Consider the following 13,782-nt stretch of genomic DNA (forward strand, 5'->3'; position numbering starts at 1 on the left):
GCTGCAACAAGACTTTTTGGGGAGGATAACATGACCACATTCACGACACTCCGGGTCTCGCTGCTCTGCGCCGCAATTGCGGCCGGGGCCGCCGCCGCGCAGGACGCCGCGCCGGACTGGGCCGAAAGCCGGTGGGGCGCCGACGACGAGATCGGCGCCGCGAACCTGATGACGCCCGAGCGCGTCAAGCAGGCCGCCGGTCTGGTGACCGACGGCAAGGTCTACAGCCTCGGCATGGTGGTCGGCTCGGACACGCCGGCGTTTCCGCCGCGCAGCCTGTCGGTGACCGTGTTCCAGCCCAACCAGGCCGAGAACGACGGACTGGGCAGCAACAAGTTCACCTACAACGACGACATCTTCATGGGCTGGCTGGGGATCGGCCCGCAGATCGACGGCCTGGGCCACGCCGGGGTCGATCACATGTACTATGGCGGCCGCACCTACGACCAGTTCGCCCAGGCTTCGGGGCTGACCGAGCTGGGGCTCGACAAGCTGCCGGGCCTGGTCGGGCGCGGGGTGATGCTGGACATGGCCAGCCACTACGGCGTCGACATGGTCGAGGAGGGCGCCGCCTATACCGCCGAGGACATCCAGGCCGCCGCCGAGGCGCAGGGCGTCGAGCTGCGCGAGGGCGACATCGTGCTGTTCAACTCGAACTGGATGAACCTGCTGGACGGCGACAGCCCCGACCCCGGGCGCTTCGGCGCGGCCGAGCCGGGCCTGGGCGTCAGCGGCGCGGAATACCTGGCCGAGGTCGGCGTGATGGCCGTGGGCGCCGACACCTGGGGCATGGAGGTCGTCCCCGCCGAGGTCGAGGGCGAGGCGTTCCGCGCGCACCAGATCCTGCAGCCCGAGAACGGCATCTACATTCTCGAGAACATGGACACGCGCGAGCTGGCGGCCGATGGTGTGCACGAGTTCCTGTTCGTGCTGGGCCAGGCGCGGCTGAAGGGCGCCGTGCAGATGATCATCAACCCGATCGCGATCCGCTGATCGTGGCGCAAGACATCCTGTGGGAGGAAAATCAATGAAGAAGCTGCTCGTCACCAGCGCGCTGTGCGCGGCGCTGCCGATGGCCGCGTCCGCGGCCGAAAAGCCCGAGGCGCTGAAGATCGGCATGACCACGTTCCTGACCGGCCCGGCGTCGGTGTTCGGCGTGCCGGCCCGCGACGCCGCCGAGATCCTGGTCGAGGACATCAACGCCAACGGCGGCATCAACGGCGTTCCGGTGGAGATCACCTTCATCGACGAGGGCGCCGGCGCCGAGGCGCTGACCTCGGAGTATCGCCGCCTGGTCGAGTCGGGCGCGGCCGAGGTGATGTTCGCCTCGATCTCGTCGGGCAACTGCCAGACCATCGCGCCGCTGGCCGAGGACCTGCAGGTGCCGAACTTCATGTGGGACTGCGGTACGCAGAAGATCTTCGAGGAGAACGACTACTCCTACGTGTTCCGCACCCAGGCCAACGCCGCGCCCGAGATGCTGGCCGCGGTCGCCTACCTGCTGAAGACCAAGCCCGACTTCACCACCATCGCCGTGGTCAACCAGGACTACGCCTGGGGCCGCGACAGCTGGGACATCTTCAGCACCGCGCTGAAGGCGATGAAGCCGGACGTCGAGGTGGTGGGCGAGTTCTTCCCGAAGTTCGGCGCGCCCGATTTCTCGACCGAGATCTCGCGGCTGCAGGCGCTGCGGCCCGACGTGATCCTCAGCACCTCGTGGGGCGGTGATCTGGATACCTTCGTGCAGCAGGCGGCGCAGCGCGGGCTGACCAACACCTCGACCTTCGTGCTGCCGCTGGCGGAATCCTCGCTCGAGCGGCTGGGCAGCAGCCTGCCGGCCGGGCACATCGTCGGCGCGCGCGGCGATCACTACTTCCTGCACCCCGAGCGCCGCGACGACGACGACTTCAAGGCGTTCATGGAGAAGTACGAGGCCGAGACCGGCGACGTCAGCGTCTATCCGGTGTTCCACGCGGCGCAGGCCTTCGCGGCGCTTCAGGCCGCCTACGAGAAGGCGATCGCCGACAACGGCGTCGACTGGCCCAGCAAGGAGCAGCTGGTCGCGGCGATGGACGGGCTGGAGTTCCAGGGCCTCGGCCGGCCGGTGAAGATCCGCGAGGACAACCAGGGCGTCGAGGACCAGCTGATGGGCACCAGCGTGCAGGCCGGCGACTATCCGTTCGCCACGCTGGAGAACATCATGATCTTCGACGGCGACGAACTCACCACCCCGGTGGGCGAGGTGTCGATCGACTGGGTCGGCGGGCTCGATGCCAGCTTCCTCGACGGGCTGAAGGTCGATACCTTCGAGAACTGATCGCGAAGGGGAAAGGCGCGGCGCGCGCGCCTTTCCCCGGCGGATTCCCACCCGGCGGAACCCTACATGAACCTGACAATCTTCGTTCTGGCCCTGTTCGACGGCATCGCCTACGCGGCGCTGGTGTTCATCGTGGCGCTGGGGCTGACGCTGATCTTCGGGGTGATGCGCATCCTGAACGTCGCGCACGGCTCGCTCTACGCCATCGGCGCCTACGCCACTGTGTCGCTGACCGGCGCCTTCCTGGCGATGGGCTTCGCGCCGGTGTTCGCCTTTCCGCTGATGCTGGTCTCGGCGATCCTGGTCGGGGTGCTGCTGGGCGGCCCGATCGAATGGCTGCTGCTGCGGCGGATCTACGACAAGCCCGAGGTGCTGCAACTGCTGGTCACCTTCGCCGTGTTCATGATCCTCGAGGACGTGCAGCGGCTGGCCTGGGGCTCGCAGCCCTATTTCCAGGCCGCGGCGCTGCAGGCGCTGGGCAACGTGACGCTGTTCGGGGTGACCTACACCGTCTACCAGCTGATCCTGCTGCCGGCGGTGGCGCTGACGCTGCTGCTGGGGCTGCGGTTCTTCCTGCGCCGCACGGTGATCGGCAAGCTGATCCTGGCCACCACCGAGGACCGCGAGGCGGCGCAGTCGATCGGCATCGACGCCGACAAGGTGTTCCTGCTGACCTTCATCGTCGGTGCAGCGCTTGCCGGGCTGGGCGGCGCGCTGGCCTCGCCCACCACCTCGATCCTGCCGGGCATGGGCGCGGACATGATCGTGCTGTCCTTCGCCGTGGTGGCGACCGCGGGCCTGGGCCAGATCGAGGGCGCGGCGCTCACCGCGCTGCTGATCGGGCTGGGCCGCTCCTTCGCGGTCTACGTCTGGCCCGAGACGGCGGTGCTGGTGCCGTACCTGATCATGGTGCTGGTGCTGCTGGTGCGTCCCGAGGGGCTGTTCGGCAGCCCCGCGGCGCGGAAGATCTGAGCGGATGGGGGACAGGATGGATACCGTATCAAGCGCCGCCAGGCCGCAGGCCCCCGCCACCGGCGCGCCGGGGCTGCGCCTGCTGGCGACGCTGCTGGCGGTCGCTGCGCTGGGCGCGGTGCCGTTCGTCGCGCCGACCATGCAGCTGCTGGTGAACCTGGCGCTGGCCAAGGGGCTGGCGGTGATGGGGGTGACGGTGCTGCTGCGCGCCGGGCAGGTATCGTTCGGCCACGCGCTCTACTTCGCCGTCGCGGCCTATGGCGGCGCCTTCCTGATGGCGGCGATGCCCGGCGCCGACCTGCTGCTGCTGCTGGTCGCGGGCGTGGCCGGGGCGACGCTGGCGGGGCTGCTGGTCGGCCTGTTCGTGGTGCGCTACCGCGGCATCTTCTTCGGCATGCTGAACCTGGCGTTCTCGATGATCTTCTGGTCGATCCTCGAGAAGTTCTACCACATCACCGGCGGCGCCGACGGCATCCGCCTGCCGCGCCCCACGGTGCTGGGCATGGAGCTGGGCCGCGGCGATTTCGAGCTGGTGCTGTTCTACCTTTCGATCGCGCTGATGCTGGGCCTGGGCTGGTTCACCATCCGCTGGTTCGCCTCGCCGATGGGGCAGCTGTTCCAGACCATCAAGACCAACGAGACGCGGCTGGAATACCTCGGCGTCTCGCCCCGCCGCGCGCTGCTGTCGGGTTATCTGCTGTCGGCGCTGCTGTGCGGCGCCGGCGGGGTGATCATGGGCGTGGCGCAGGGCGTGGTGACGCCGGAGTACGCCTGGTGGATCCGCTCGGGCGAGATGGTGTTCATCGCCGTGCTCGGCGGCTCGGGCTCGGTGCAGGGCGCGTTCATCGGCGCGCTGATCTACGAGTTCGTGCGCACCTATGCCTCGGCCTTCGCCGGCGACGTGTGGCAGATGCTGCTGGGCGGCTTCCTGCTGGTCATCATCCTGTTCGCGCCGCGCGGCGTGATCGGCATCGTCGAGGCGATCGGCCGTCGCACCGCCCGTTCGGAGGACACGCGATGAGCGCACCGCTGCTCGAGACCCGCAACCTCGAGATCCGCTTCGGCGGGGTGATCGCCGCCAACGACGTCTCGCTGACCATCGAGTCGGGGCGCAACCTGGCGATCATCGGGCCGAACGGCGCCGGCAAGACCACGTTCCTGAACATCTGCACCGGCTGGCTGAAGCCGACGCGGGGACAGGTTCTGTTCGAGGGCAAGGACATCACCCCGCTGCCGCCGCGCAAGATCGTGCGCCGCGGCGTGGCGCGCGCCTTCCAGATCCCGCAGCTGTTCACCGAGCACACGGCGCTGGAGAACCTGCTGATCGCCGTCGCCGCGCGCGAGGGGCTGCGCAACCCGGTGCGCGACCTGCACACGATCCCCGAACGGGCCGAGATGATGCACCTGCTCGAGATGGTGAACTGCGCCGACGTGGCGGACCGCACCGTGGTCGAGCTGTCCGAGGGGCAGCGCAAGCTGGTCGACATCGCCGTGGCGCTGGCGCTCAGGCCGCGGCTGCTGCTGATGGACGAGCCGACCTCGGGGGTGGCCTCGTCGCAGAAGCACCGGATCATGGAGATCCTGGTCGAGGCGCTGGCGCAGGCGCAGGTCACCTCGGTGTTCGTCGAGCACGACATGGGCATCGTCGAGAAATACGCCGACGAGGTCGCGGTCTGGAACGCCGGCAACGTGCAGCTGCGCGGCACCCCCGCCGAGGTGCTGGAGCATCCCGACGTGATCCGCGACGTGATCGGAGAGGTGGCCTGATGCTGGAGCTTCGCAATGTCGACGCCGCGATCGGCATCATCCCGATCCTGCGCAACCTGACCTTCCGCGTCGACGCCGCCGAGACGGTGGCGCTGATCGGGCGCAACGGCGCCGGCAAGACCACGCTGCTGCGCTCGCTGATGGGGTTCACCAACGTCACCGGCGAGATCCTGTTCGAGGACCGGCCGATCCACGACATGCACCCGTCGAAGCGCCCGGGACTGGGCATCGGCTACGCCCCCGAGGACCGGCGGCTGTTCTCGGCCTTCACCGTCGAGGAGAACATCCTGCTGCCGGCGCAGAGCGCGCGGCTGGACGCGGCCGAGACCGCGCGCCGGCTGGACCGGGCCTACGCGATCCTGCCCGAGCTGCGCGAAATGGCCGGCCGTCCCGCCGGCAACGTCTCGGGCGGGCAGGGCAAGATGGTGGCGCTGGCGCGGGCGCTGATGCTGGGCACCAAGCTGCTGATGCTGGACGAGCCGTTCCAGGGCCTCGCCCCGGCGCTGGCCCGGCGCTATGCCGACGCGCTGCGGGCGCTGCGCGACGCCGACCGCTCGGTCACGCTGATCATCACCGAATCCAACCCCTCGCTGCTGCGCGGCTTTGCCGGGCGCACGCTCGTGATCGAGCGCGGCGAGATTTCGGAAGGCTCGCTGGAGCCGGAAAGGGCGAACGCATGAAGGACAATCCGACACTGGCCGAGCTGGTGCTGCCGAAGCCGCTGAACCTGATCGGCAACGAATGGGTGCCCGGCGCTTCGGGGCGCACGATGGACGTGATCTCGCCGATCGACGGGCAGGTGTTCACGCAGATCGTCGACAGCGGCCCCGAGGACGTGGACGCCGCCGTCGCCGCCGCCCGCGCCGCCTTCGACGGCGGCGCGTGGTCGAAACTGACCGCGGCCGAGCGCGGCCGGCTGATGATCCGCCTGTCGCAGCGCATCCTCGACGAGGCCGAGCCGCTGGCGCAGCTGGAAAGCCGCGACAACGGCAAGCCGATCGCACAGGCCCGCGCCGACATGACCGTCACCGCGCGCTACTTCGAATACTACGGCGGCGCCGCCGACAAGGTGCACGGCCAGGTGATCCCGTTCCTGCACGGCTACAATGTCGAGGTGCACCGCGAGCCGCACGGCGTCACCGGCCACATCATCCCGTGGAACTACCCCGCGCAGATGTTCGGCCGGTCGGTCGCGCCGGCGCTGGCGATGGGCAACGCCACGATCCTGAAGCCGGCCGAGGACGCCTGCCTGAGCGCGCTGCGCATCGCCGAGCTTGCGGTCGAGGTCGGCTTTCCGCCGGGTGCGCTGAACATCGTCACCGGCCGCGGCGAGGTCGCCGGCCGGGCGCTGTCCGAGCATCGCGGCATCGACTTCATCTCGTTCACCGGCTCGCCCGAGGTCGGGGTGATGATCCAGATGGCCGCCGCGCGCAACTTCATCGGCTGCACGCTGGAGCTGGGCGGCAAGTCGCCGCAGATCGTGTTCGACGACGCGGACCTGGACAAGGCGATGCCGTTCCTGGTCAACGCGCTGATCCAGAACGGCGGCCAGACCTGTTCTGCCGGCACCCGCGCGCTGGTCCAGCGCGGCATCTACGACCAGGTCGTGGCCGAGCTGAAGACCCGGTTCGAGGCGATCGAGGCCTCGGATTCGGGCGAGGATTCGGTGCTTGGCCCGCTGATCTCGGCCCGGCAGAAACAGCGGGTCGAGGGCTACATCGCCGATGCCGACGCGCCCCTGATCGCCCGCGGCGGGATCCGCGCCGGCACCCCCGAGGGCGGCTTCTACGTCGCGCCGGCGGTGTTCGGCCCCTGCGATCCGGCCTCGAAGATCGCCCAGGAGGAGGTGTTTGGCCCGGTGCTGTGCATGATCCCGTTCGAGGACGAAGCCGAGGCCGTCGCCATCGCCAACGGCACCGACTACGGTCTGGTCGCCGCCGTCTGGACGCGCGACGGCGGCCGGCAGCAGCGCGTCGCCAAGGCGCTGCGCTGCGGCCAGGTGTTCATCAACGGCTACGGCGCCGGCGGCGGGGTGGAACTGCCGTTCGGCGGCATCCGCAAGTCCGGCCACGGCCGCGAGAAGGGCTTCGAGGCGCTGCTGGAATTCTCGCACGTCAAGACGATCGTCAACAATCACGGCTGACAGGGCCGCAGGCCCGAAACGGAGGACACATGAGACTCGACGGCAAGGCGACACTGGTGACGGGGGCGGCCTCCGGCTTCGGCAAGGGCATCGCCGAGACCTTCGTGCGCGAGGGCGCCAAGGTCGCCGTGGTCGATCTGAACATCGACGGCGCGCGGCAGGTGGCCGAGCAGCTGGGCGAGAACGCCATCGCCGTCAAATGCGACGTCTCGAAGGGCGACGAGGTCGCGGCGGCGGTCGAGCAGACGCGCAAGGCGTTCGGCGCGCTCGACGTGGTGGTGAACAACGCCGGCTGGACCAATCCCAACCGCCCGCTGATGGAAACCGACGAGGCGACGTTCCGCAAGATCTACGACATCAACGTGGTCTCGATCTTCCACATGACCAAGGCCTGCGTGCCTGTGTGGGAGGCGCAGGGCGGCGGGGTGATGATCAACGTCGGCTCCACCGCCGGCATCCGGCCGCGGCCCGGGCTGACCTGGTACAACTCGTCGAAGGGGGCGGTGAACCTGATGACACGGTCGCTGGCGGTGGAGCTGGCGCCGCACAAGATCCGCGTCAACGGCATCGCCCCGGTGATGGGCGTGACCGGCCTGCTGGAGCAGTTCATGGGCGTGCCCGACACCCCCCAGAACCGCGAGCGGTTCATCGCCACGATCCCGCTGGGCCGGCTGTCCGAGCCGCGCGACATCGCCAACGCCGCGCTGTATCTGGCCTCGGACGAGGCCGACTTCATCACCGGCGTGATCCTGGAAGTGGACGGCGGCCGCACGATCTGAGGATTCCCCCCAACCTCGGATCCGGCGGCGGCGGGCGCGCACCCTTGCGGTCGCGCCCGCCGCCGAGAAATCGCGGACCGGCGGCTCAGGCGGTGCGCCGCCACTGCCGCGGGCCGCTCTCGTGCACCGACGCGCCGCGCGTGTCGACGGCCACCACCACCGGCATGTCGCGCACCTCGATCTCGTAGATCGCTTCCATCCCCAGGTCCTGGTAGGCGACCGGCCGGGCGGACTTGATCGCCTTCGACACCAGGTAGGCCGCGCCGCCGACGGCGATCAGGTAGGCCGCGCCGTGCTCGCGGATCGCGGCGATCGCCTCGGGGCCGCGCTCGGCCTTGCCGATCATCAGCTTCAGCCCGCTGGCGGCCAGCAGCGGCCGGGTGAACTTGTCCATCCGCGTCGAGGTCGTCGGCCCGGCCGGGCCGATCACCTCGTCGCCCACCGGATCGACCGGCCCGACGTAGTAGATCGCGCGCCCGCGCAGATCGACCGGCAGCGCCTCGCCGCGCTCGAGCGCCGCGACCATGCGTCTGTGGGCCGCATCGCGCCCGGTGAACATCCGCCCGGACAGCAGCAGCGTCTCGCCCGGCTGCAGCGTGCGCAGCGTGGCGTCGTCCAGCGTGTCCAGGTCGAGCCGCCGGCCCTGCGGCGCGTCGGTGCCCAGGTCGGGCCACAGCGACAGCTCGGGCGGGTCCAGCGCCACCGGGCCGGAGCCGTCCAGCACGAAATGCGCGTGCCGGGTGGCGGCGCAGTTCGGGATCAGCGCCACCGGCAGCGAGGCGGCATGGGTCGGAAAGCTGGCCACCTTCACGTCCAGCACCGTGGTCAGCCCGCCCAGGCCCTGCGCACCGATGCCCAGCGCGTTGACGCGCTCGTAGACCTCCAGCCGCAGCGCCTCCTCGGCGGTTTGCGGGCCGCGGCGCAGCAGATCGGGCATGTCTACCGGATCGTTCAGCACCTTCTTGGCCAGCGCCATCGCCTTGTCGACGCTGCCGCCGACGCCGATGCCCAGCATCCCCGGCGGGCACCAGCCCGCGCCCAGGGTCTCGACCGTGCGCACCACCCAGTCGGCGACCGAATCCGACGGGTTCAGCACCGTGAACTTCGTCTTGTTCTCGGACCCGCCGCCCTTGGCCGAGACGGTGACCGACACCCGGTCGCCCGCGACCAGCTCGGTCTGCAGCATCGCCGGGGTGTTGTCGCGGGTGTTGCGCCGCTGGCCCAGCGGGTCGGCGACGATCGAGGCGCGCAGCGGGTTCGCCTCCAGCGCATAGGCGCGGCGGGCGGCCGCGTCGACCATCTGCTGCAGCGACCGGGTCCAGTCGGTGCGGGCCTGCACGCCGACCTCGACGAAGACGTTGACGCTGCCGGTGTCCTGGCAGATCGGGCGCCTTCCGGTCGCGCACATCCGCGAATTCACCAGGATCTGCCGGATCGCGTTGCGCGCGCCCTCGCTCTGCTCGGTCTCGTAGGCGCGGGCCATGGCGGCGATGAAGTCCGGCGGATGGTAGTACGAGACGTACTGCAGCGCGTCGGCGACGCTGTCGATCAGCTCCTGCTCGGTGATCCGTCCGTCTGCCATCTGTCCCGTCCTTCCTGCCCGGCGCCCGCTTCGCGCGCGCGGGCGATGATCTGCTCGGCCCGCTTCAGGACCGGCGCGTCGATCATCATACCGTCCAGGTTGACCACCGCGCCAGCGCCGCGTCCGGCGTCCAGCACGCGGCGGGCCCAGTCCACCTCGGCCGGGGCGGGGGCGAAGCCCTGCCGCGCCGGGGCGATCTGCGCGGGGTGGATCAGCAGCTTGCCGCCGAAGCCCAGCGCCACCGCGTGCCGGGCGTCCGCGGCGACCAGATCGGTGTCGCGTACCGCCGTGGTGACGCCGTCCAGCGGCGCCGGCTGCCCGCACAGCCGCGCCGCCAGCACCAGCGCCGCGCGCGCGTGCAGCAGCGCGTCGCGTTCGTGCGCCATGCCCAGGTCGGCGGCATAGTCGATCGAGCCGAACGCCAGCCGGGCGCAGCTTGCCGCCACCGCCTCGGCGTCGCGCAGCCCGCGCGCGGTCTCGATCAGCGCGACCACCGGCTTGCCAGTGCGCTCGGCCACCGCGGCGCAGCTTGTGGCGGTTTCGGCCTTGGGCAGCACCACCGCGGCGGCGGGCAGCGCGGCCAGCGCCTCGAGATCGCGGTCGAACCAGGCGCTGCCGGCGGCGTTGATCCGCACCAGCACCGGCAGCGGCGCGCCCGCCATCGCGGTCAGCCCGGCGCGCGCCGCATCCTTGGTCTCGGGCGCGACCGCGTCCTCGAGATCCAGGATCACCGCATCGGCGCCGGCGGCGCAGGCCTTGGCGAACCGGTCCATGCGGTCGGCGGGCAGGAACAGCGGCAGCGAGAGCGTGTCGAGGGTCATCGGTGTCGTCCGTGGCGGTCCGGGTGCGGCTGAGCCTGCCCGCGGCCGCCGCCGCGGGCAAATAGGAAATGCCTCGGATCGCCATAGCGCCCCGCTATCGCCGCGCGCCCGGAGGCCCGGAGGCATTGGGGCGGTCAATACCCCGGACAGTGTTATGCTATTTCCGCCGCCGCGGCGGATCGTCCATCCTGGGGCAGGCACGCAGAACACGGGGAAGGATACATGTCTGGCGACCTTTCGGGTCTTTTCGTCGTCACGCTGGAGCAGGCGGTGGCCGCGCCGTACCTGTCCGGTCGCCTGGCCGAGGCCGGGGCGCGGGTGATCAAGGTGGAGCGCCCCGAGGGCGATTTCGCCCGGCAGTACGACCAGCTGGTGCACGGCGAGAGCGCCTATTTCGTCTGGCTGAACCGGGGGAAGGAATCGGTCTGCCTGGACCTGCGGTCCGAGGCCGACCGCCGGGTGATGGAGGCGATGCTGCGCACCGCCGACGTCTTCATCCAGAACCTGGCCCCCGGCGCGGTCGAGCGGCTGGGCTTCGCCCCCGACCGGCTGCGGGCGCAGAACCCGAAGCTGATCACGGTGTCGATCTCGGGCTACGGCGACGAGGGGCCGTACGCCAGGCGCAAGGCCTACGATCTGCTGGTGCAGGCGGAAAGCGGGCTGTCGGCGATCACCGGCAACGAGCACGGCTCGGCCCGGGTCGGGGTGTCGGTCTGCGACATCGCCTGCGGGATGACCGCGCACCAGGCGGTGCTGCAGGCGCTGATCGCCCGCCACGCGACGGGGCAGGGGCGGCACATAGCGGTCAGCCTGTTCCACGCCCTGACCGACTGGATGAACGTGCCCTATCTGCAGTACGCCTACGGCGGCAAGACCCCGGACCGCAACGGGCTGAACCACCCGACCATCGCCCCCTACGGCGCCTATGCCTGCAGCGACGGCAAGGAGATCCTGTTCTCGATCCAGAACGAGCGCGAATGGGTCCGGTTCTGCGCCGAGGTGCTGGGCGACGCCGCGCTGGCCACCGATCCGCGGTTCGACGGCAACTCGCACCGGGTGGCGCACCGCGACGCGCTGGACGCGATCATCCTCGAGGTGTTCGCCCGCGACGACCGCGCCGCGGTCAGCGCCCGGCTCGAGGCCGCGGGCATCGCCAACGGCGCGGTCAGCAGCATGGAGGATCTGGCGCGGCACCCGCAGAACCGCTTCGTCGAGGTCGGGACCCCCAGCGGCCCGGTCCGCCTGCTGGCGCCCGGCGCGACCGCCGACGGCAAGGTGCCCGAGTTCGGCGCGGTGCCGGCGCTGGACGCGCACGGCGCGCAGATCCGCCGGGAATTCGCCTCGGCCGATGTCTCCTGAACCGGACCCGACGCTGCGGCGGCTGCTCGCGGAACTGCGCGCGACGGGCGGCAACCGGGTGCTGGACATCGGCTGCGGCGCTGGCGCACTGGTCCGTCGCCTGCTGGCCGAAGGTTACGATGCGGCCGGCATCGACCCGCAGGCAGAGCCGCGCGACCGGGCGCGCCCGGGCCGTGTACCCGGCACCCTGATTCGCGGCGTCGCCGAGGCGCTGCCGTTCGCGGAGGGCGCCTTCGACGCCGCCGTGCTGCTCAACGCGCTGCACCATGTGCCGCAGCCCGCGATGCTGCCGGCGCTGCGCGAGGCGCGGCGGGTGCTGCGTCCGGGCGGCGCGCTGCTGGTGGTCGAGCCGCTGGCCGAGGGGCCGTTCTTCGCGGCGATGCGGCCGGTCGAGGACGAGACCGGGATCCGCGCCCAGGCGCTGCAGGCGCTGGCCGCCTTCGCGGCGCAGCTCGGCGCGGACCTGACCCGGCACGAGCGCTATGACCGCGCCTCGCGCTTCGCCGGCGTAGCGGAGTTCGCCGCCGCCCTGCTGGCCGTCGATCCGGCGCGGGCGGCGGCGATCGACGCGCACGGGCCCGCGCTGGAGCGCCTGTTCCTGGCGCAGGCCGAGCGAACCGCCGGGGGCTACCGGCTGGTGCAGCCGCTGGTGCTGTGGGCGTTCCGCAAGCCCTAGGGCCGGGCGCGGCACCGCCGCAATAGGCCGGCTCAGACCCCGCGCGCGATGGCGGCGACGCCGGTGCGGCTGACCTCGACCAGACCCAGCGGCACCATCAGCGCGACGAATGCGTCGATCTTCTCGGGGCCGCCGGTCAGTTCGAAGACGAAGCTCTCCAGCGTCGAATCGACGACGTTGGCGCGGAACACCTCGCCGGTGCGCATCGCCTCGACGCGCTTCTCGCCGGTGCAGTTGACCTTGACCAGCGCCAGCTCCCGCTCGACCGAGGGGCCCTCGACGGTCAGATCGTTCACCGAATAGACCGGCACCATCCGCTCCAGCTGGTGCTTGATCTGCTCGATCACCGCGGGCGTGCCGGTGGTGACGATGGTGATCCGCGAGCGGTGGCCCTGGTGGTCCACCTCGGCGACGGTCAGGCTGTCGATGTTGTAGCCGCGGCCCGAGAACAGGCCGATGACCCGCGCCAGCACCCCGGCCTCGTTGTCGACCAGCACGGTCAGGGTGTGCGTTTCCTGGTGTTCGTCCAGCGGGTTGCGCAGATCGTAGGCGCTCTTGCGGCTGGAGCCCTTCTTGATGGCGAGTGCGTTCATTGTCTTCCTCGGGTTATCGGGCGCCGGCGGGAAGCGGCGCGGTCAGCGGCGTGCCCGGCGGCGGCGGCGGCGCGCCTTCGGGCAGGACCAGGTCGTAGAACGGGGCATAGCGGGCGCGGATGCGGGCGCTGTCGGCCGCGCTCATCTCGGCGCGGTGCCGGTCGCGGCGGCCGGCGTTGAGCTGGATGAAGCGGCGCGACAGCACCTCGTCCGCGATCGCCTGCGGATCGCCGTCCAGGCCAAGGTGCTCGAGGATCGCGGCGGTCGCGGCCACGGTGTCGAACGCCAGCCGGTCGTAGCGCAGGATCCGTACGCCGGGCAGCGCCAGCCACTGCGCCAGCGTCTCCATCTGCCCGTCGATGCCGCGCAGCGCGTCGTCGAGGTGGTGGATCTCGGCGAACGCCGGCTTTCGGGCTGCGCGCGCGCGCACCCCGTGATCGACCATCGACAGGGCGATGTCGCGCGGATCGCGCACCACCGCGTGCGCCAGCGCCCCGGCCCGCACCATGTCCCGCACCGCCGGGTCGGGGCGGGTATGGGTCTTGAACGCCACCGGGTGCCCGTGCGCCGCGACCGCCGCCCGCATCCGCGCGGCGGCGTCGGCGTCAAGATGCTCGATGGCGTTGATCCTGCGGCTGACGGTGACGCCGGGCAGGCGCAGCGCGGGCTGCGGATGGCCGGCACGCTCCAGCGCCACCAGCACCAGCTGATAGGCCAGCGTGGACCCGCTTTTCGTCAGGCCGTAGCTGAAGACGATTTGCGGGTCCATCTGC

The 13,782-nt window shown here is 70.9% G+C and carries 14 protein-coding genes; 10 read left to right on the top strand and 4 right to left on the bottom strand.

Annotation, left to right across the window (positions count from 1 at the left end):
• Positions 1–30: 30 nt before the first annotated feature.
• The 8 genes from GE300_RS15410 (at position 31) to GE300_RS15445 (ending at position 7,978) form a co-directional block, all read left to right on the top strand.
• Entirely contained in the window at positions 31–993 is a 963-nt protein-coding gene (locus tag GE300_RS15410) for a cyclase family protein (protein ID WP_154447652.1), read from the top strand.
• A gap of 34 nt (positions 994–1,027) precedes the next feature.
• Positions 1,028–2,317, top strand: coding sequence for an ABC transporter substrate-binding protein (locus tag GE300_RS15415; protein WP_154447654.1), 1,290 nt, complete (start codon positions 1,028–1,030; stop codon positions 2,315–2,317).
• Between the two features lie 66 nt (positions 2,318–2,383).
• The gene (locus tag GE300_RS15420; protein ID WP_154447656.1) at positions 2,384–3,289 is read left to right on the top strand and encodes a branched-chain amino acid ABC transporter permease; all 906 of its coding nucleotides are present in this window, start codon (positions 2,384–2,386) and stop codon (positions 3,287–3,289) included.
• Between the two features lie 16 nt (positions 3,290–3,305).
• Positions 3,306–4,310 carry a branched-chain amino acid ABC transporter permease gene (locus GE300_RS15425; protein ID WP_154447658.1) on the top strand — a complete coding sequence of 335 codons (1,005 nt, stop codon included), beginning with the start codon at positions 3,306–3,308 and terminating at the stop codon, positions 4,308–4,310.
• A complete protein-coding gene (locus GE300_RS15430) occupies positions 4,307–5,056 on the top strand; it encodes an ABC transporter ATP-binding protein (RefSeq protein ID WP_154447660.1) in 750 nt (249 codons plus the stop codon). Before GE300_RS15425 ends, GE300_RS15430 begins: the two co-directional genes overlap by 4 nt.
• A complete protein-coding gene (locus tag GE300_RS15435) occupies positions 5,056–5,736 on the top strand; it encodes an ABC transporter ATP-binding protein (protein ID WP_154447662.1) in 681 nt (226 codons plus the stop codon). The genes GE300_RS15430 and GE300_RS15435 overlap by 1 nt, the downstream gene beginning before the upstream one ends.
• Positions 5,733–7,199 carry an aldehyde dehydrogenase family protein gene (locus GE300_RS15440; RefSeq protein ID WP_154447663.1) on the top strand — a complete coding sequence of 489 codons (1,467 nt, stop codon included), beginning with the start codon at positions 5,733–5,735 and terminating at the stop codon, positions 7,197–7,199. Before GE300_RS15435 ends, GE300_RS15440 begins: the two co-directional genes overlap by 4 nt.
• Positions 7,200–7,228: 29 nt before the next feature.
• Positions 7,229–7,978, top strand: coding sequence for an SDR family oxidoreductase (locus GE300_RS15445; RefSeq protein ID WP_154447664.1), 750 nt, complete (start codon positions 7,229–7,231; stop codon positions 7,976–7,978).
• Positions 7,979–8,063: 85 nt separating this feature from the next.
• Here GE300_RS15445 and GE300_RS15450 read toward each other — a convergent pair whose 3' ends face one another.
• A complete protein-coding gene (locus tag GE300_RS15450) occupies positions 8,064–9,560 on the bottom strand; it encodes a fumarate hydratase (RefSeq protein ID WP_154447666.1) in 1,497 nt (498 codons plus the stop codon).
• The gene (locus tag GE300_RS15455; protein WP_154447668.1) at positions 9,527–10,381 is read right to left on the bottom strand and encodes an HpcH/HpaI aldolase/citrate lyase family protein; all 855 of its coding nucleotides are present in this window, start codon (positions 10,379–10,381) and stop codon (positions 9,527–9,529) included. Before GE300_RS15455 ends, GE300_RS15450 begins: the two co-directional genes overlap by 34 nt.
• A 222-nt stretch (positions 10,382–10,603) precedes the next feature.
• Here GE300_RS15455 and GE300_RS15460 point away from each other — a divergent pair, with 222 nt between their 5' ends.
• Entirely contained in the window at positions 10,604–11,740 is a 1,137-nt protein-coding gene (locus GE300_RS15460; RefSeq protein WP_154447670.1) for a CaiB/BaiF CoA transferase family protein, read from the top strand.
• Complete coding sequence (locus tag GE300_RS15465; protein WP_154447672.1) at positions 11,730–12,416, top strand: class I SAM-dependent methyltransferase; 687 nt, start codon at positions 11,730–11,732, stop codon at positions 12,414–12,416. The genes GE300_RS15460 and GE300_RS15465 overlap by 11 nt, the downstream gene beginning before the upstream one ends.
• Before the next feature lie 32 nt (positions 12,417–12,448).
• On the opposite strand, the gene ilvN is transcribed toward GE300_RS15465, so the two are convergent.
• Positions 12,449–13,009, bottom strand: a complete 561-nt coding sequence (gene ilvN / locus GE300_RS15470) for an acetolactate synthase small subunit (protein WP_154447674.1) — start codon at positions 13,007–13,009, stop codon at positions 12,449–12,451.
• Between the two features lie 13 nt (positions 13,010–13,022).
• Positions 13,023–13,778 carry a sulfotransferase domain-containing protein gene (locus tag GE300_RS15475; protein WP_233417079.1) on the bottom strand — a complete coding sequence of 252 codons (756 nt, stop codon included), beginning with the start codon at positions 13,776–13,778 and terminating at the stop codon, positions 13,023–13,025.
• Positions 13,779–13,782: the final 4 nt, after the last annotated feature.

Source organism: Halovulum marinum (genome assembly GCF_009697225.1).
Taxonomy (GTDB): Bacteria; Pseudomonadota; Alphaproteobacteria; order Rhodobacterales; family Rhodobacteraceae; genus Halovulum; species Halovulum marinum.